The following is an 18115-nucleotide window of genomic DNA, read 5'->3' on the forward strand; positions in this document are numbered from 1 at the left end:
AAGTCTGGTTTCTGCGCGTTCTAACGCGCCACGTCGCAAGGGTGAACCGCTTTTGTGATGTCTGCTGCGAATTGCCCGATTAATCCAAGTAAGATTGGACTAGCGACGGCCTTCCCGAAGCCAGCCGCCAAGGATCAGCATTGACGTCATCAACAGCACCAGCCAAGGCGGCAAAATCGGTGTGCGCGCAATGTCGCGAACTTCAAAAGCGCCGCGCGGTGTCAGCCCCAACCAGCCGTTACCGGCCGCCGGGCGACCTTCGCGCACTGAGCGGAATGTGGGCATCCCATCTTCCAGCGCAAAACTGCCACCCCTTTGCGCGTCGAGCGCAGGAAGAAGCACCGCATCAGTCGCAATAGTTTCCTCAAATTCCTTGGGCGCCGCTGGCCCCAGACCAATGACGGCCTCATGCGTGTCGTTTGCCAGTCGATAAAGCCCGATCTCAGGCCCGCTATAGCGCGCCTCAAATTGACCTGGGCGTGTCTCTTCCATCTGCAAGGTAACCGTGCCGCCACCGGGTGTCGTGACGATCAGTGCGCCAACATCATCTTCAAGCGAGCGCCGTATCACGCGCATTGTTTGGCCGTTGGCCTCGGCCCAGAGGGCTTCTTCTTCCAATTCCGGTTCACCCATCATCCAATGCGCCAGTCGACGCAGCAATTCCAACTGCGGACCACCACCTTCAAAGCCGCGCGCCCAAAGCCAGACCTGATCCGACGCAATCAAGGCCACGCGCCCCTCTTCAACGCGATCCAGAACCAAAAGCGGCAGCCCATCATGACCGCTCATCACGACATCGCCCTCACCGGGCTCGACCTCAACCTGGCGCAACCAGCGGCCCCATGTCTCTTGATCCGGCAGGTCTGCGGTGACGGGATGCCTGTGGCCAAGATCGGTGATTTCCGGAACATAGCCTTGATCCAGAACCCGGGCTGTGGGCTTTGCAGGCAGCACTTCCGACAAAGGCGACCGATACAAGCTGTCGGCACTGGCGAAATCCGGCCCCGCGCTTACCAGAACGGCACCGCCATTGCGCACGTATTGAACGACATTGTCCAAGTAGAGCGACGGCAGAATGCCTCGCCGCTGATAGCGGTCAAAGATAATGAGATCGAAATCCTCAATCTTTTCCATGAACAATTCGCGCGTTGGGAAGGCGATCAGAGACAACTCACTGACCGGCACACCATCCTGTTTTTCAGGGGGCCGCAGAATGGTGAAATGCACGAGGTCCACCGAGGCGTCGGATTTCAAGAGGTTGCGCCACGTGCGCCCGCCGGGATGCGGCTCACCACTCACAAGAAGCACCCGCAAGCGATCGCGCACGCCGTTGATCTGGACTAAAGCCGCGTTGTTGCGATCTGTGATTTCGCCCTCGCTGGCAGGCACCGTGAACTGGATCACATTGCGCCCTCCGTGGGGCAGGGTCACAGGCAATTCAATGGATTGCCCAATAGGCACCATAAAGGCGCGCGGCTCATCGCCGTCCACTGAGATTTCTACGGGTGCCTTGCCACCGTTGGGCGGGACGGCACCGCTGTCCTCAATCCGCAATGTCAGCGTGACAGGTTCCCCCAGAATGGCGAAAGCAGGGGCGCCCGTCACGATCAGCCGCCGGTCCCAATCTGCCTCGCGCCCGGTGTGCAACAGATGCATCGGAGCAGGCAAAGGGGGCATGCTTTCCATATCGTGCACACGGCCATCACTCAGCGCCAGAATCCCCGCAATCCGTCCGCGCGGTTCCTGGGCCAGCGCCTCTGAGAGGGCGCGCATCAACTCGGTTCCGGCGTTCCCTGTCCCGTCAGCCACGTCAATTCGGCGCAATTCGGTATTGGGTCTGGCGGCGATCCGCGCCTCGATCACAGTTGCAGCGCTTTCTGTCACGTCAGACCGGTCGCCAAGATCCTGACTGGCGCTTTGGTCAACAAGCATCAGGACGATATCGGTAAGCGGTGCGCGATTTTCGCGTTGCAGGACTGGTCCCGCCAAAGCCGCTAAAACCACGAGCATCGCCAGCAAGCGCAAGCTCCAACCGGCCAATCCGCGCCACCACGCCCAAGCAACGGCAATCAGCGTCAGACCACCCAGCACCGCGATTATCCAAAGCGGCAAGAGAGGATCAAAGAGAACCAAGCCCGTCATTGACCCAACCTATCCAAAAGCGCCGGAACATGGACCTGATCTGATTTGTAGTTGCCGGTGAGGACATGAATCACCAGATTAACCCCAAACCGATAAGCCAATTCGCGCTGCCGCTCTCCGGCCCGGCCGCGCCCGACCGGAAGCAACGCGTTGCCACGTCGGTCCATCGCCCAGGCCGCGGCCCAGTCATTGCCACCGATTATCACTGGCGTCACACCATCGTTAAGGTTGCGAAACGGCATGCCTTCAACCAGCTCGGCATCGGCGGGTGCTGCCTCGACCCAGACATCACGCGACTCGTAGCGCCCGGGGAAATCCTGCAACAGATAGAAGGTTCGGGTCAGCACGTGATCTTGCGGCACCACCTCAAGACCCGGAATATCAAGCGGCGCAGCCAGACGCTGAAGTTTGCGTCCATTGGGGCTCGAGGCACCATAGCGCGCCACATCCGCATCGCGTGTGTCAAACAGGATCATCCCACCAGACCGCAAGTACGTGTTGAGCTTGGCATAGGCTTCGGCCGACGGCGTGGGCTGCAGCGGTGTGATAGGCCAATAGAGCATTGGATAGAGGCCCAGCGTGTCTGTCTCCAAGTCAACGGCTGCAGGCTCATCAGGCTCAACCGAGGTGCGGAAATAGAGCGTCTCGGACAGGCCCAACAGGCCAGCATGGGCCAGATCATCCACGGCTTTGTCACCGGTCAGAACATGGCCCAACACCACCTCTCGCGTGTCTGAAATCGCGCGCGTGTCCTGCGCTTCAAGGCTTTGTGGCAGCATCGCCGCCAACAGCACAACCGTCGCAACCCGAGCACCCCAAAGTCGCCCTGAGACCAACAGTGACGCCAAAACGTCCGCCGCCAATAAGATCAGGGCCGCCGCCAGGAACCACCCTGATAGATCTTTGGCGGGTGTGACGGCCAACCCTTCGACAGAGACGCCAATCGGCCAGCTTGCTGGTTCTAGCACATCCCCGTCACGCAGGACGTTGCGGGCCAAGAGCCGTGCATCATCCCGGTACAACCCGGGGCGCAAATTCTCGCTAAGGGGTGCCGAAGTCAGGTCTTCACCGGTAACACCCGGTAGCGTTTGCCCATCCGAGAGGCGGCCCAAACCATCCAAGACGCGCACAGGCTGCCAAATTGTGCCTGCCATGCGGGTTTCGTCTTCGGCATCTGTCGCGCTTAAAATGGCCAATCGGTCCAACATCTGCACAAACAACCCCGAGAGCGGCAAACCAGACCATTCCGCGTTCGCTGTGACATGGAACAGTACGACTTGTCCCTGCCCCAGTGCCTTGCGCGTCACAAGTGGCGTCCCATCGACAAGCTCTGCCACCACGCGTGACGCCAGCGTCGGGTCAGGCTGTGCCACGACTTGCGCGCTGACGCGCACTTCGTCCGACACGCTCAATCCAAAAAACGGGCTGCCCTCGGCAAAGGGCGCGAGTGTCTTGGGTTCCCCCCAGCTCATCGCACCGCCAACGCTACGCCCACCTGCCCGCAGGCGAACCGGCATCAGCGGGTGTTCCTCGCTGCGGCCCAAACCACTGGCGGCGACTTTTGGCCCGGCAAATCGCACCAACAAACCTCCGGCTTCAACCCATTCGATCAAGGCGGCTTCGTTGCCCGGCGCCAAGGCTGCGACATCGGCCAAAACAACCACGTCAGGATTGGCGGGCAGAACATCGCCCAAAGCGCCTTCGAGCACTTCGGCATTCGGCACAAGTGCCTGACGCAGGTAGTGCAGCGGCGACAAAAGTTGCAAGCCTTCGCGATCTTCACGCCCGGCGATCAATGCGATCTCACGCCGTTGCAAACGGTCATCAGACAATGACACGGCGCCGGCCGTTCCAGCACTTGCGATCTCAAATCGGGAAATCCGTGCACGTAGCTCGGCGGGCAAGGCAATCTCAGCCTCGGCCTCGGTCGCGTCAGCCTCAAATGTCAGGGACATCGTGGCCAAGACCCGTGCAGCCCCGGATGGGTCCAAACCGTGCGCCTGTATCTCAACATCCCGTGCAATGCCCGCAACAGGGCGTTGTACTCGGAGCAGCAGGCGACCATCTTCGTAGACCGGCGGGAGCATCCCAAGGGTTCCTGCGCCGTCTTCGATGACCCGCAAAACTCCACGATCAGACAGCACATCCGCCAAAGTCGAACGCCCTTCCAAGGCCAACCCATCCGCCACCCAAACCGTGTCAAAAGCCCCTTGCTCCAAAACAGAGGCGAGCCTCTGCAGAGTGTCACTGCTGGGTTGCCAGGGCATTGGGCTCACACCCGGCAAACGGGCTTTCCAAATCGCAGCCTCCTGAAACGCTAAGGCTGCCGGATCACTCAGGTTCACGATGGCAACCTGCTGACCGGCGCGATCTGCCTCATCCAACAGCCCCTCGACCATCGCCATTTGGCGCGGCCAATTGCCAGCGGTGGCCCAGCTGCCGTCCAAAATCACCAGCAGGCGGTCAGCCTGACCCTCTGGCCGTTCGGTGGGGTTGAGAATTGGGCCAGCCAAGCCAACGATGACTGCCGCGATGGCGATTGCACGCAGCAGAAGCAGCCACCAAGGTGTACGGTCTGTAACCGTGTCCTCGTCTTGCAGGCCCAAAAGCAGTGCGACACCGGGAAACCGGCGACGGATCGGCGCCGGGGGAATGGCGCGCAAAATGATCCATAGGATGGGCAATGCAACAAGCGCCAGCAGCACCCAAGGTGCCGCGAAACCGATGGGGAACCCAAAGATCATTGACGCCGCTCCATTGCGCGATACAGCCACAACAATGCTGCCTGAGCCGATTTTGCGGTATCATGATGACCAAATTGCCAGCCTGTCACGCGGCAGAGGTGCTGCAACTGGTCGCGCCGCTCGGCGAGCCTGTCCAGATAGCGAGTCTTCAGATCAGAGGCCTTGCGCGTTTCATGGCTGACGCTTCCGCCCATACTCTCAAAGATCGCGCGCCCTTGAAACGGAAAGCTTTCTTCGGCCGGGTCCAGCACCTGATAGACAACGCCACGCACGTCGCGGTCTGCGGCCTTGTATAAGGCTGCTTCGACCGCTTCAAAATCTCCCAGAAAGTCCGAAACGAAAACGGCCCGCGCATGCGGCAACATCGCCCGTGCTTCGGGCGCGCCATAATCTTCGGCCTCGTCACTTTGAAGCATCTCGGTCAGACGCAGGATCTGCGCTTCGCCACGCCGGGGCGGCAGGCTGCTACCCGAGAGGCCGACACGCTCGCCGGCGCGGATCAGCAGGATCGACAGCGACAGCGCCAGTACACGGGCGCGGTCAGCTTTGGTCGCGCCGTCCTTGTCTGACGTGAACCGCATTGAGGCGGATTGATCCACCCATAACATGACAGATTGGGCAACCTGCCATTCGCGTTGGCGAATAAACTGCTGGTCAGATTTTGCAGAGCGCCGCCAATCGATCAAACGGCGGCTGTCGCCCGGCTGAACCGGACGGTATTGCCAAAAGTCATCCCCCAGACCCGCGCGCCTGCGGCCGTGCTCGCCCAACAGCACCGTACCGGCCAAATGCTCGGCACGCGCCAACAGGGGCGGCAGACGCGCCGCCTCGGTCTCGGCGCGCGTTCGCAGGTTGGGGGCGGTGTTCACGCGGCGGCTCCGATCCCATCAAGGCCCTGAACAGTCTCGGCAATCAGGTCGGTGACGGTCTCACCTCGCGCACGGGCCGCAAAGGATAGCGCCATGCGGTGACTGAGCACGGGGCTGGCCATATCGATCACATCTTGCGCATTCGGGGCCAGGCGGCCATGCAACAAAGCCTGTGCTCGCACTGTCATCATCAGGGCCTGCGCGGCACGCGGCCCTGGCCCCCAAGCCACACTTTCGCGCACGGCTTCGGAGGCACTGTCGTCGTCGGGCCGGAAAGCGCGTACGAGATCCAGGATCATTTCCATCACGCTCTCGCCAACAGGCATTCGACGAAGCAATTTCTGCGCCGCCCGCAACTCTTCGGCGGTGAACACCTGATGGGTTTCTTCCTCTTCAACACCCGTGGTCGCCAGCAGAATATCCCGTTCGGTTCCGCGCTCAGGGTACGGCACGTCGATCTGCACGAGGAACCGGTCAAGCTGTGCTTCCGGCAAGGGATAAGTGCCTTCCTGCTCAATCGGGTTCTGGGTCGCCAGCACATGAAACGGCTGATCCAAGGGCCGGTCGGCGCCTGCGACGGTGACCTGGCGCTCCTGCATCGCTTGCAACAAGGCAGATTGTGTGCGCGGGCTAGCCCGGTTGATCTCGTCCGCCATCAGCAACTGACAGAATATCGGTCCTTGAATAAACTTGAACTCGCGGCTGCCGTCGTTGCCGGTTTCCAACACTTCCGATCCGAGGATATCGGCGGGCATAAGATCCGGTGTGAACTGCACCCGGTTACCATTCAGCCCCATCACCGTTGACAGCGTCTCGACCAATCGCGTCTTACCAAGGCCCGGCAGACCAATCAGCAGCCCGTGCCCCCCACAAAGCAAAGCCGACAGGGTCAGATCAACCACCCGTTCCTGTCCGATAAAGCGTTTGGTGATCGCCACTTTTGCCTGACCAAGCTTTTCGCCCAGTGCTTCGATTTCCTGCACCAGATCGGCGGGTTCGGTCATGACAACTCTCCTGTTTCGGCTATATCTATGTAAGACCTTATAGCGCGCGACAGAAATGGCAAAAACAATGAGCGGACAAATTCCCGTGAAAGCATCGACAGATGGCATCGCAGCTTCGGCTAGAGCCGCGCAAAAGGGCAAAGGGCTGCCACCGGTACACCTGTGGAACCCGCCCTTTAGTGGCGAGATCGATATGCGTATCGCCCGTGATGGCACGTGGTTTCACGAAGGCTCGCCAATCAATCGCGAAGCGCTGGTCCGGTTGTTTTCCACCATCCTGCGCAAGGATAAGGACGGCTATGTGCTTGTCACACCTGTAGAAAAGGTCCGAATCGAGGTTGAAGATGTGCCGTTTGTAGCGGTGGACTTCGACGCCGAGGGCGACGGTGACGCGCAGGTTCTGAGCTTCGTCACCAATGTCGGGGACGAAGCTGTGGCCGGGCCAGAGCATGCGATTCGGGTCGAGCGGGATGCCGACAGTGGGGAACCTGCCCCTTATGTGATGGTGCGCGCGGGCCTTGAGGCGCGAATTGATCGCAAAAGTTTTTATCGCCTGGTGGCCTTGGGCGAACACCAAGACGTGAACGACCAGAGCTGGTTCGGCGTAATGTCGAGCGGGGTGTTTTTCCCGATGATCCCGTCGGAAGAGCTGGATTAAGCCCTTTCTGTATCGGCCGAAGGTGTCAGCGCCACCATGGCGTCATATTGCGCGAGAAAGACCTGACCCGTCAGGTGATCAAGGAAATGGCTGCGCTTCAAACGATCCATGACAGGGCCTTTGACCTCGGAGAGATGCAGCTTGATGTCCATGTCACCGAGACGGCGGTTCAATTCCTCAAGTGTTTCCAGCGCACTCAGATCGATCTCGTTCACCGCCGAGCACATTAACACCACGTTCCGGATCGGCTGTTCGCAGGCGACACGGTTGAGGAGATAGTTCTCAAGAAATCGCGCGTTGGCAAAGTAGAGACTCTCGTCAATTCGCAAGCTGACAAGGCTTGCATGGGTTTCAACCTTGTGGCGCAGTATGTTGCGAAAATGTTGCGTGCCGGGCACGAGGCCAACCTCGGCGACGTGGGGACGCGAGGTTTTGTAGAGGAACAGGCCGAGCGACAAAACAACACCCGCAGAGACACCCGTTTCCACACCAAGGCCCAGCGTCAACACGATGGTGGCGGCAACCGCTGCGAAATCGACGCGGGAGTAGGTCCATGTTTTCTTAAGGATCGAAAAGTCGACGAGGCTGAGAACGGCGACAATGATTGTCGCAGCGAGCGTGGCCTTGGGCAAAAAGAACAAGAGCGGGGTCAGCAAGAGCGCGGCAAAGGCGATGCCGATCGCGGTAAAGGCCCCCGCAGCTGGGGTTTCAGCGCCCGCATCAAAGTTCACGACGGAACGGGCGAAACCACCGGTGACCGGATAACCACCTGAAATCGCGGCAGCAATGTTGGACGTACCAAGACCCACAAGTTCCTGATCCGGGTCGATGCGCTGGCGTTTCTTTGCTGCAAGGGTGGTCGCAACCGAAACGGATTCAACAAATCCAATGACTGAGATCAGCAGCGCCGAGACAAAGAGCGACGACCAGATGTCCGCCGAAAAACTGGGCATGGACAGCGGAGGCAGGCCCATAGGCACCTCCCCCACAATTCGAACGCCGTGATTTTCGAGGTCGAAAATCCAAACCACCAGTGTGGTGACGGCGACCGCGGCAACAGGGCCGGCCTTGGCCAATATGTCGGCAAGACGGGGGGCCATGCCGGTGTTTAGCAGCATTGGTTTTAAACCCTTGCGCACCCAGAATAGAAAGCCCAAGGCCATGAGACCTATCAATAGGGTAAAAATGCTGGTTTCCGGTAGATGCGCGATCAGCGAACCGATCAGATCAATCAGGTTATGACCATGCGCATCCACCCCGAGGATGTGCTTCAGCTGTGAGAAAGCGATCAGAATGCCTGAGGCCGTGATGAACCCGGCAATCACTGGATGCGACAGGAAATTGGCCAGAAACCCCAGCCGGAACAACCCCATGACGGTCAGGATCAAACCGGAGATAAAGGCCAGTGTGATAGCCGCAATGACATATTCGGCGGTGCCTTGCAGGGCGAGATTGCCAACGGCGGCGGCGGTCATCAGCGAGACCACGGCGACCGGGCCAACCGCCAGCGCGCGTGAGGTACCAAAGATCGCATAGGCCACCAGCGGCAGGATCGACGCATAAAGCCCCATCTCGGCTGGAAGACCCGCCAAAAGCGCATAGGCCAGCGACTGAGGGATCAACATGATGGTGACGATAACCGCGGCAACAAGGTCCGAGGTCAGCGTGTCCCGCGAATAGGTTTTTGACCAACCGAGGATGGGAAAATGCCTCTCCAATTGAGAACGCTTAAATTTCATATCTCGCATGGTGGTCCTGTCTGCGGTTGTTACGAAGGTGCTTATATATTCCAATTATCGAATAAGTGAAGGGGAAATCCAAAACCCGCTACGTCTTGACCCATTCTCTGTCGCTGCATAGCGTTTTTCAGAGAGAAAAATGAAAGCCACGGATGTCCGACACAGTCTTATTGGATTACTGCCCTAAATCTCTGCCGTCTACTTGTTACCTTGATGACAGTTGGTTCAAGCGTGAACAGGCAACAATTTGGTCGCGCGAATGGATCTACATCGGTCGCCAAAACAGCTTTGCCCACGGGATGCTGCACCGAAAAAACATAGCAAACTGCAGCATCATCATATGCTGCAATGTCCACGGACAGCTCAGCGCTTTTCACAATGTATGCATGCACCGTGGTGCAGAATTGTGCCCAGGAATTTCCGCTAAAATGCGCGGTAAACTGATAACCTGTCCCTACCATGCCTGGGCCTATGCTGACGACGGGCGCTTGGTCTCGACGGCCTTCGCTACGCCAACAGAAGATTTCGACAAATCCAAGCACGAGCTGAAGCCAGTTCACCTAAAAACTTGGAACGGGTTTTTGTTCGCTTGCCTTGCTGAAACACCTCCTGAGTTTGCACCGGACTTAGGTTTGGATGCGCTAAACAATTGGCCGATGTCAGATCTCGTTGTCGGACACACCGTGCAAAAAACCATGAACTGCAATTGGAAGGTGTTCTGGGAGAATTACAACGAGTGTCTGCATTGCCCTGGCGTGCACCCTGAACTGACCAAAATGGTGCCCGTCTATTCCAGAGGCATCATGTCAAAACAGGAAGCCGCAACATGGGATGGAGACCGGGAAGGCCGAAACTTGCGGGAAGGCGCGCAAAGCTGGACGGTGTCGGGTATGCCCTGTGGCCCAGAGTTTCCCAACCTGACACCCGAGGAACGCGACGAGGCGCACCGTTTTGTCACGTTCTATCCGACCGCCTTTGTTGTCGCACATGTGGACTACGCCCGTGTGGTCAGCCTGCAACCGATCGACGCCGAGAGCACGCTGCTGACAGCCGAATGGCTATTTGACCCAAAAACGTTGGCGCAGCCCAACTTTGATCTGGCACATGTCACCGACTTTGCCACTGGTGTTCTGGAAGAAGACGCCACCGCTTGCGAATGGAACCAGCGCGGCCTGCGATCGCCAGCGTTCAAGCAAGGGCGCCTGATGCCGCAAGAGTTTTACATCCACGACTTTCACAAATGGGTACTTGAACGGGTCAGCAAAGACGGATCGCTCGTTCCCTCGCTCGACTAGCCATCATTTGGCCGAGACTTTCTCGGGTTTAGCGAGCCATTCCTTGCCGCGCAGCATGGCCTTCCAATAGATCGGTGGCAGGATCTGCTCTTTCAGGATCCAAGCGCGACGGGTGGGCTTGGTGCCATCAACCAGCCACTTGGGGAAGGTCGGCAGCAAAGTACCGCCATATCCGAACTCTGCCAGCACGATCTTGCCACGCTCGACTGTCAGCGGGCAGGAGCCATAGCCGTTATAGATCGCAGTTGGGGATTTGCCATCGATGTCGTCGATCAGGTTCTCGGCCACAACCGGCGCCTGCGCGCGGGCCGCGGCGGCAGTCTTGGCGTTGGGGGCGTTCATCACGTCTCCGAGTGACCAGATGTTGTCGAACTCTTTGTGGCGCAGGGTGGATTGGTCGACGTCGATCCAACCCGCCGCATCCGCCAAGGGCGACACGCGGATAAAGTCCGGCGCGATTTGGGGTGGGCAAACGTGCATCATGTCGAACTCGGTCGTGATCGTCTCTGGTTCGGCGTCGGGTTTGGTGACCTCAAAGGTCGCCTGTTTGGCCGGGCCATCTACGGAAATAAGGTTGTGATGGAAGTTGAGATCAGCGTTGTAGCGCTCGACATAGTCCATGAGGGCCGGGACATAGTCCTTGATCCCGAACAGCACGGGTGTGGCATTCATGAACTGGATATCGATGTCTTTCAGAACACCCGTTTTCTTCCAGTTGCTGGCCGAGAGATAGAGCGCCTTTTGCGGGGCGCCGGCGCATTTGATTGGCATCGGCGGTTGCGTGAACAGCGCGCGACCCTTTTTCATGCCCTTGACCAGTTCCCAAGTATAGGGCGCGAGATCGTAGCGGTAGTTCGACGTCACGCCGTTCTTGCCCAGCGTCTCAACCAGACCCTCGACCCCGTTCCAGTTCAGCTTGAGCCCCGGACACACGATCAGACGGTTGTATTTCACTACGCGGCAGCCATCGAGGATCACGGCATTGTCCTTGGGCTCAAACGCGGCAACGGCCGACTTTAGCCAATGCACACCTGAGGGGATCAGTGATCCCATGGTCTTGGCCGTGGTTTCGGCGTCAAAGATGCCGCCGCCGACCATGGTCCAGCCAGGTTGGTAATAGTGGATGTCGGCGGGATCGACCACGGCGATGTCCAAACCCGGACGGCGCGACTTCAGGGACGAGGCCACGGCGATTCCGGCGGCCCCTCCACCCACAATGACGATGTCAAAGGCCGCATCGGCACTGTCGGTCGGGGTTTTGCCACCGTTAACGATGCGACGCACCACACCTGCCATGTCATACCCGGCGTTCTGCGTGGCCTCGAGAATCTGCGCTGAGTCCATCGACTTGGCCTGTGCCAGTGACCAGAGCGTTGCGCAGCGCGTACCTGTTCGGCAATAGGCAAAGACCGGCCCTGGCAGCTCCATCAGCGCCTTGCCAAAGGCTTCGGCATCTTCATCCGTCACCTTGCCCGAGATCACCGGCATGTACTGGCAGGTGAGACCAGCCTTTTCCGCCGCGTCCTCGACTTCGTCAAAGGTCGGCTGGTCGGGGCCTTCACCGTCCGGGCGGTTACAAATGATCGATCGGAACCCAAGCCGCGCGACCTCGGCCATGTCATCGGGCGTGATTTGAGGCGAGACGGAAATCTGGTCGGAAATCTTGCGAGCGTCCATAGGGCAGTCCTCTTACGGGCCGGGTCAAAAGTCGCGCGGATCATAAACCAAACAGTCACAACACCATAGATCACCCCCCGTGACCAAGGGACACAGTTCCAAGAGACGCATGGTCGCAGGCGGCCGCAGGAAAGCCGCGTGTTAACCGCGAATGTCAGTGGCAGAATCAAACGAGAACATGCTAGGTTTTGCGGTATGCCCATGCCCGACCACCAAATAAGCGAAAATCGCCCCGTTATCCGTCAATTGGATGATGCCGCCATCAACCGCATTGCGGCCGGCGAAGTGGTGGAGCGCCCTGCGTCTGCCGTGAAGGAATTGGTGGAAAACGCTTTGGATGCAGGCGCACGGCGGATTGAAGTGGCCTATGCCGATGGCGGCAAGACACTGATCCGAGTGACCGATGACGGCTGCGGCATTGCAGGCGCCGACCTGCAGCTGGCGCTGTCGCGCCATGCCACGTCAAAGATCGACGGCAGTGATCTTCTGGACATTCACACCTTTGGCTTTCGGGGCGAGGCCCTACCCTCACTGGGTGCTGTTGGGCGGCTGACAATTACAAGCCGGATTGAGGGAGGTGATGCCTCTGCTATCACGGTTGAGGGCGGCTCCATGGGGCCGGTGAAACCTGCGGCCTTGAGCGGTGGCACCATCGTGGAGCTGCGCGATCTGTTTTACGCCACGCCCGCGCGGCTCAAGTTCATGCGCAGCGACCGGGCCGAGGCACAAGCCATCACCGATGTGATCAAACGGTTGGCCATGGCAGAGCCGTTCGTGCGCTTTGTTCTCCGCGATGTTTCCGGCGGCGGTGACGGACGAGTGACCTTTCGTGCTGACGCAGAAAGTGGTGATCTGTTTGACGCGTTGCACGGACGTCTGGCGCGAATACTGGGGGCTGAATTTGCCGAAAACGCCCTGCGGATCGATGCCCCACGCGAAGGACTGCATCTGACAGGATATGCCGCGCTGCCGACCTATTCGCGTGGGTCTTCCACGGCCCAGTACCTGTTCGTGAATGGCCGCCCTGTCAAAGACAAGATGCTCTTGGGGGCACTCAGAGCCGCCTATTTCGATTTCCTCAGCCGCGACCGCCACCCGGCCGCGGCGCTGTTCATTGAATGTGATCCTCATCTTGTCGATGTAAACGTGCACCCGGCGAAATCCGAAGTGCGGTTCCGCGATCCAGGTCTCGCACGCGGATTGATCGTCAGCGCTCTGCGTCATGCTTTGGCCGAAGCTGGGCACCGCGCGTCCACAACTGTTGCCGATGCAACGCTGGGCGCGTTCCGCCCTGAGGCCACCGGGCAGGCGCGGGTCTATCAGATGGATCGTCCGTCGCTTGGCGCCCGCACCGCCGGCTATGCAGCGCAAGCCCCTGACCAGGAAAACGGGTTCGCTGAATTTTCAGGTGAGTTCAGTGCACGAGTAGAGTCTGTAGTTGAAAACATTCCACAGGGGAGTGAAGAGATACTGGCCGAACGCCTGCCTCTCGGTGCGGCTCGGGCGCAGGTGCATGAGAACTACATCGTGGCACAGACGCAGGACGGCATGGTCATCGTCGACCAGCACGCCGCGCATGAACGTCTGGTTTATGAAAAGCTGAAAAACCAGATGGCCGAGAACGGTGTCGCCGCGCAGGCATTGTTGATCCCTGAGATTGTCGACCTTAGCGACGGTGATTGCGCGCGATTGCTGGCGGTGTCTGAAGACTTGTCAAAGTTTGGTTTGACCATCGAAGCCTTTGGCGGCGGGGCCGTCGCGGTGCGCGAAACCCCTGCGATCCTTGGCGAAGTCAACGCGCGCGCCATGATCCTCGACATCTTGGACGAGCTGGACGATCAGGGCGAAAGCAACCTCGTGCAGGCCCGCATCGAAGCAATCCTGAGCCGCGTGGCCTGTCACGGCTCAATCCGTTCCGGGCGGCGCATGCGGGCGGATGAAATGAACGCGCTCTTGCGTGAGATGGAGGCAACGCCTCACTCGGGGCAATGCAACCACGGGAGGCCTACTTACGTGGAACTAAAGCTCGCCGATATTGAAAAGCTGTTTGGACGGTCATGATTACGATTGCAGATACGACGCTTGAGGCACCGGAACTGGTGGCATTAGGGATTGCCGCCGTAGTGATCGTGCTGTTGATCCTCGCGGTGCGCGCCGCAGGACGCTCGGCGCGGCTGGCGGAACCTTTGGCGCAGCAGATGGGTGCTGTTGCAGCGCGGGTACAGATGTTGTCGGACGGGCAGCAACAGCTTGCTGGTGGGTTGACCCATGTCTCCGAAGCGCAGGCGGCCTCGCAGACCAGCATGCTTCAATTGATGGAAAAACGCCTGGCGCAGGTCAGCGAGAAGATGAACGAGAACCTGCAAGGGTCTTCCCGACGCACAGCCCACAGTTTGGGTGAATTGCAGGAGCGACTGAAGACCATCGACAAAGCGCAGGAAAACATCACCAAGCTGTCCGGCGATGTCTTGTCTTTGCAGGACATCCTGTCGAACAAGCAGACGCGTGGGGCGTTTGGGGAAATCCAGCTTAATGACATCGTGGGCAAGGCGTTGCCCAAGGATTCATATGCGCTGCAGCATACGCTTTCGAATGGGAAGCGGGCTGATTGTCTGATTCATCTGCCCAACCCACCCGGCCCCATCGTCATCGATTCAAAGTTTCCGCTGGAAGCTTATGAGGCGCTGCGCAACGCGACCACGCAAGCCGAGTTGAACGAGGCCGCACGCATGCTGCGCACCTCAGTCAAGGCACATATCAAGGCAATCTCCGAGAAATACATCCTCGATGGTGAAACCGCAGATGGTGCGTTGATGTTCCTGCCGTCAGAAGCAGTCTACGCCGAGCTGCATGCGAATTTCCCGGAACTGGTGCGTGAGGGATTTGCAGCGCGGGTCTGGATCGTGTCACCGACCACCTGCATGGCAACGCTGAACACCATGCGCGCGATCCTGAAGGATGCACGCATGCGCGAGCAAGCGGGCGCAATCCGGCGCGAGCTGGGGCTATTGTACGCGGATGTCGAGCGCCTGGGAACGCGAGTTGAAAACCTCGACCGGCACTTCGGACAGGCCGCCAAGGATATCTCTGAGATCAAGATCAGCTCGGACAAAGCCGGGCGACGGGCCCGGCGGCTGGACAATTTTGACTTTGAGGAATTGGCCCCGGAAGACGACAAAGTTGTGCCGTTGACCAAGCCTGAAACCTAACACATTCAGCAATTGAGATGCGGGTCTCAAGGTATTCTCAATTGCGCGAGATCAAGGACGGCGTGCATACTTCTCTGTGAAATAGGAGCGCACAGGACAATTTGGAGGCCCTCAAATGCTTGAAATCTCGCCGTGGAAAGTCGCACAGGTCGTGCTGATGTCGCGTGAGCTGAACCGCGCCGAAGGTGAACTGCGGGGCTTCGTGGATCGTCTGAACGAGGATGAACAAGCCAGCCTAGTCGCTGTTATGTGGATTGGTCGCGACAGCTTTGATGCCGAGGAACTGGCCGAAGCGATAGCAACCGCCAAAGCCGAGGCAACGGCTCCGACAGCAGATTACCTTTTGGGGTCGCCGCATCTTTCGGACCATTTGGAGAATGGCATGGAAGCGCTTGGCATGTCTTTGACTGACGAAGAAGACGATTTGATGCGGCGGGGCTAATTCTCCCCCACACAACATGAAAATGCCGCGGTGTGAACCGCGGCTTTTTTGTTTTTAACAAGACGTGATGGTGCAAAGAAATAGGTAGGTCAGACAAGATTGCCCAACCTACGAAACGCTATGAAAGATGGTCAACCACCTGCAAATGCTGGGCAAGCTTGTCAATCTCAGCCAGCCATGTCGTGAACAACGCTGGGTCACTGGGCGCGGCATGTACACCGGCGGGGATTTGGCGATTCAACACAGCCTCGACGGCCAGTGAAACCGGGATCGACACGAGGCGCGCCATCGCGGTGCCGCGGTCATCGCCCCAAGCGTCCATGGCATAGGTCTTGTGCCAGACCTCTTGTCCGTCTTTCTCAGCTTTGAGGCCAACACAGAGGATCACCCGATCTGGCTCTCCTTCGTCGTAAGCATTCTCAGCCCAGAACTGGTCTGACATCTCCTTGAGACGGGCGTCGCCCTCTGGGCCCGATAGGGTCTCAATTTCTTCAAAGACACTGCCCCAAGCCTCGGCCCAACCGTTCAGGCGCAGGGTCCCGCGCACGAATTCCTTAACTGTCCAGTCGGGATCGAACTTGTAGTCCTCCATGAAAGGAATCGAATCGCGGTTCGGATAAACCTCAAAACTTTCCGGAGCGGGAAGCGGTGCAACATAAGAGGAAATCGCGTCCCAAGGGCGGGCCACATCAAGCGGTGCATGATCGCGGATCGAGCGCGAAGGCGAGCGCAGCGCTTTCAGTACGCCCAATGGTGACCAACTGAACTTGTAACGAAACGGGTTGGGGTGTTTCGGCACGCCGCCACAATAGCTGATGAAGGAAATTGTGTTCGACACGTCATAGGCGGGCGATGCTTTGTAATCAGCAATAAGCGCATGGGCCATCAGATGGTCTATGCCCGGGTCCAATCCAACCTCATTCACGCAGGTCACACCGGCCTCGCGGGCGGCGTCATCGAGAGCCTTCATTTCAGGCGCTATGTAAGACGAAGACACAAAGTTTGCGCCCTTAGAGATGCAAAGCTCAGCTAGTGGTACATGCCAATCGCCAGGCAGCATTGAAATGACCACATCGTCTTTGGCCAGAACGGCCCCAAGAGACTCGATGTCAAAAGCGCGGATATCCTTGGCAATATCTCCAACAGTTTCTTTCGCTTTCGCGACAGTCCGGTTCCAGACTGTGACGTCATGCCCTGAATCGATCAGGCGACGCAGGCCGGGAATGGCCGAAAGGCCGGTGCCACACCAGTGGATAGTCATTTTGCGTCCTCCTTAGAGAGCATTGGAATGTTTGATAAAATCAGCTTCGGCGCGAATCCAAACCCCATCTGACAAGTCATCGAGTTTCATGAGCGTCGGCAAGAGTTGCTCGGCGTAATCCTCAGAGGATTCCGCGGGTAGCATCGAAGGCAAGTTGTCGATGGCCATGACGTCAAGCACGGGCGCGTCATGCACGCGCAGGGCAGGCGCCTGCCAAGAGGTCGCCTCGTCATAGACGGGAACCGGATTGTAATCGCTGTCTGGGTCACAGGCGACATCACCGATGGCCGTCAGCTGACGCATTGCTGTTTTGGCGTCTTGCGGTACAAAAACCGGCGTGCCGGGACGTGCAAAGATGCAGTTCATAAAGATATCATGGGCAAGGATTTCCGGGAAAGGTCCACCACTGGCGGTTTCGGCCATGTCCCATTTCGTGACCGCGACACCCAGCGTTTCCAACAGGTCCGCAGCCCCGGTGCCAACGCGGCCCAGAGCACCGATCACGATGGCAGAGGGCAGGTCGACGCTGAGGTTGTCCAGGTCAAGCCCAAGGTCATCGAGCAACGCGTCTTTGTCTTTGTAGACGTCAACGGGACCGCACAGTTTTCCCTGTCGCTGAGCGACCCAGGATTTAAGGGTCACAGCAGCGCCGGCGTAGCCTGCCCAATATCCAAACGCAGCGACACGACGACCTGTTTCATCCACAAGGTATTCGAGATCATAAAGCGTCCCACCACCCTCTTTGAAGCGATTTAATAGAGCGATCCCAGAGTGTTGACCTTTGAATGCGTGTCCAAACATAATGTGCCTGTGCGGCAAGGGAGTACCGTCTTCGGGCAATTCCTTGAGACCAAAAATGATCGCGTCCAGCGGGGCATCAGGCCAGCTGTTTTCAGGCGCAATCTCACATCCTGCGGCCTCGTAACCCGCAAGCGGAATGGCGCGAACCGAGCTTTCTTCGACCGTTACGCGAATGCCCTTATCAATCAGGGCCTTAGCCCCATCTGGCGTCAGGCCGACGCGCTGTTCGTTTGGCCGCTGTTCGGCGCGTACCCAAAGGTGAGTCATGGTGATC

General features: G+C 58.6%; 13 protein-coding genes. 5 read left to right on the top strand and 8 right to left on the bottom strand.

Features of this window, described 5'->3' with window-relative positions:
- Positions 1-99 precede the first annotated feature (99 nt).
- Genes Q0932_RS16285 through Q0932_RS16300 form a run of 4 tightly spaced genes read right to left on the bottom strand, consistent with a single transcriptional unit; the run spans position 100 to position 6759 of the window.
- Positions 100-2142: a hypothetical protein gene (locus Q0932_RS16285; protein ID WP_299355523.1), complete on the bottom strand. Its 2043-nt coding sequence runs from the start codon at positions 2140-2142 to the stop codon at positions 100-102.
- Positions 2139-4886 (bottom strand): DUF4159 domain-containing protein, encoded by a 2748-nt coding sequence (locus Q0932_RS16290; RefSeq protein ID WP_299355525.1) that lies wholly within the window; start codon positions 4884-4886, stop codon positions 2139-2141. Before Q0932_RS16290 ends, Q0932_RS16285 begins: the two co-directional genes overlap by 4 nt.
- Positions 4883-5755: a DUF58 domain-containing protein gene (locus Q0932_RS16295; RefSeq protein ID WP_299355527.1), complete on the bottom strand. Its 873-nt coding sequence runs from the start codon at positions 5753-5755 to the stop codon at positions 4883-4885. The genes Q0932_RS16290 and Q0932_RS16295 overlap by 4 nt, the downstream gene beginning before the upstream one ends.
- The gene (locus Q0932_RS16300) at positions 5752-6759 is read right to left on the bottom strand and encodes a MoxR family ATPase (RefSeq protein ID WP_299355529.1); all 1008 of its coding nucleotides are present in this window, start codon (positions 6757-6759) and stop codon (positions 5752-5754) included. Before Q0932_RS16300 ends, Q0932_RS16295 begins: the two co-directional genes overlap by 4 nt.
- 67 nt (positions 6760-6826) lie before the next feature.
- Here Q0932_RS16300 and Q0932_RS16305 point away from each other — a divergent pair, with 67 nt between their 5' ends.
- Complete coding sequence (locus Q0932_RS16305; RefSeq protein WP_299355531.1) at positions 6827-7417, top strand: DUF1285 domain-containing protein; 591 nt, start codon at positions 6827-6829, stop codon at positions 7415-7417.
- Here the strand turns inward: Q0932_RS16305 and sulP are convergent.
- Positions 7414-9156 (bottom strand): sulfate permease, encoded by a 1743-nt coding sequence (gene sulP / locus Q0932_RS16310; RefSeq protein ID WP_299355534.1) that lies wholly within the window; start codon positions 9154-9156, stop codon positions 7414-7416. The two genes, Q0932_RS16305 and sulP, sit on opposite strands and share 4 nt — an antisense overlap.
- Positions 9157-9308: 152 nt before the next feature.
- Between sulP and Q0932_RS16315 the strand changes: the two genes are divergently transcribed.
- Positions 9309-10451 carry an aromatic ring-hydroxylating dioxygenase subunit alpha gene (locus Q0932_RS16315; RefSeq protein WP_299355537.1) on the top strand — a complete coding sequence of 381 codons (1143 nt, stop codon included), beginning with the start codon at positions 9309-9311 and terminating at the stop codon, positions 10449-10451.
- Positions 10452-10454: 3 nt separating this feature from the next.
- Here the strand turns inward: Q0932_RS16315 and Q0932_RS16320 are convergent, their stop codons facing one another.
- Positions 10455-12128 carry a TIGR01244 family sulfur transferase gene (locus Q0932_RS16320; RefSeq protein WP_299355540.1) on the bottom strand — a complete coding sequence of 558 codons (1674 nt, stop codon included), beginning with the start codon at positions 12126-12128 and terminating at the stop codon, positions 10455-10457.
- Positions 12129-12329: 201 nt separating this feature from the next.
- Between Q0932_RS16320 and mutL the strand changes: the two genes are divergently transcribed.
- From mutL to Q0932_RS16335, 3 genes are all read left to right on the top strand, one after another.
- Positions 12330-14189: a DNA mismatch repair endonuclease MutL gene (gene mutL, locus Q0932_RS16325; protein WP_299355543.1), complete on the top strand. Its 1860-nt coding sequence runs from the start codon at positions 12330-12332 to the stop codon at positions 14187-14189.
- Complete coding sequence (rmuC, locus tag Q0932_RS16330) at positions 14186-15337, top strand: DNA recombination protein RmuC (RefSeq protein ID WP_299355546.1); 1152 nt, start codon at positions 14186-14188, stop codon at positions 15335-15337. Before mutL ends, rmuC begins: the two co-directional genes overlap by 4 nt.
- Positions 15338-15452: 115 nt before the next feature.
- Positions 15453-15779, top strand: a complete 327-nt coding sequence (locus tag Q0932_RS16335) for a DUF3775 domain-containing protein (protein WP_299355549.1) — start codon at positions 15453-15455, stop codon at positions 15777-15779.
- A gap of 118 nt (positions 15780-15897) precedes the next feature.
- On the opposite strand, the gene Q0932_RS16340 is transcribed toward Q0932_RS16335, so the two are convergent.
- Positions 15898-17040, bottom strand: coding sequence for a saccharopine dehydrogenase NADP-binding domain-containing protein (locus tag Q0932_RS16340; protein WP_299355552.1), 1143 nt, complete (start codon positions 17038-17040; stop codon positions 15898-15900).
- A gap of 12 nt (positions 17041-17052) precedes the next feature.
- Positions 17053-18108: a saccharopine dehydrogenase gene (locus Q0932_RS16345; protein ID WP_299355554.1), complete on the bottom strand. Its 1056-nt coding sequence runs from the start codon at positions 18106-18108 to the stop codon at positions 17053-17055.
- Positions 18109-18115 lie beyond the last annotated feature (7 nt).

This window comes from uncultured Shimia sp., assembly GCF_947498095.1.
Classification (GTDB): Bacteria; Pseudomonadota; Alphaproteobacteria; order Rhodobacterales; family Rhodobacteraceae; genus Shimia.

Bases quoted from the DNA above. Each gene is read 5' to 3' on its own strand.
- Q0932_RS16285 (WP_299355523.1), bottom strand. From the start codon at position 2,142: ATGACGGGCTTGGTTCTCTTTGATCCTCTCTTGCCGCTTTGGATAATC.
- Q0932_RS16290 (WP_299355525.1), bottom strand. From the start codon at position 4,886: ATGATCTTTGGGTTCCCCATCGGTTTCGCGGCACCTTGGGTGCTGCTG.
- Q0932_RS16300 (WP_299355529.1), bottom strand. From the start codon at position 6,759: ATGACCGAACCCGCCGATCTGGTGCAGGAAATCGAAGCACTGGGCGAA.
- Q0932_RS16305 (WP_299355531.1), top strand. From the start codon at position 6,827: ATGAGCGGACAAATTCCCGTGAAAGCATCGACAGATGGCATCGCAGCT.
- sulP (WP_299355534.1), bottom strand. From the start codon at position 9,156: ATGAAATTTAAGCGTTCTCAATTGGAGAGGCATTTTCCCATCCTCGGT.
- Q0932_RS16315 (WP_299355537.1), top strand. From the start codon at position 9,309: ATGTCCGACACAGTCTTATTGGATTACTGCCCTAAATCTCTGCCGTCT.
- Q0932_RS16320 (WP_299355540.1), bottom strand. From the start codon at position 12,128: ATGGACGCTCGCAAGATTTCCGACCAGATTTCCGTCTCGCCTCAAATC.
- mutL (WP_299355543.1), top strand. From the start codon at position 12,330: ATGCCCGACCACCAAATAAGCGAAAATCGCCCCGTTATCCGTCAATTG.
- rmuC (WP_299355546.1), top strand. From the start codon at position 14,186: ATGATTACGATTGCAGATACGACGCTTGAGGCACCGGAACTGGTGGCA.
- Q0932_RS16335 (WP_299355549.1), top strand. From the start codon at position 15,453: ATGCTTGAAATCTCGCCGTGGAAAGTCGCACAGGTCGTGCTGATGTCG.
- Q0932_RS16340 (WP_299355552.1), bottom strand. From the start codon at position 17,040: ATGACTATCCACTGGTGTGGCACCGGCCTTTCGGCCATTCCCGGCCTG.
- Q0932_RS16345 (WP_299355554.1), bottom strand. From the start codon at position 18,108: ATGACTCACCTTTGGGTACGCGCCGAACAGCGGCCAAACGAACAGCGC.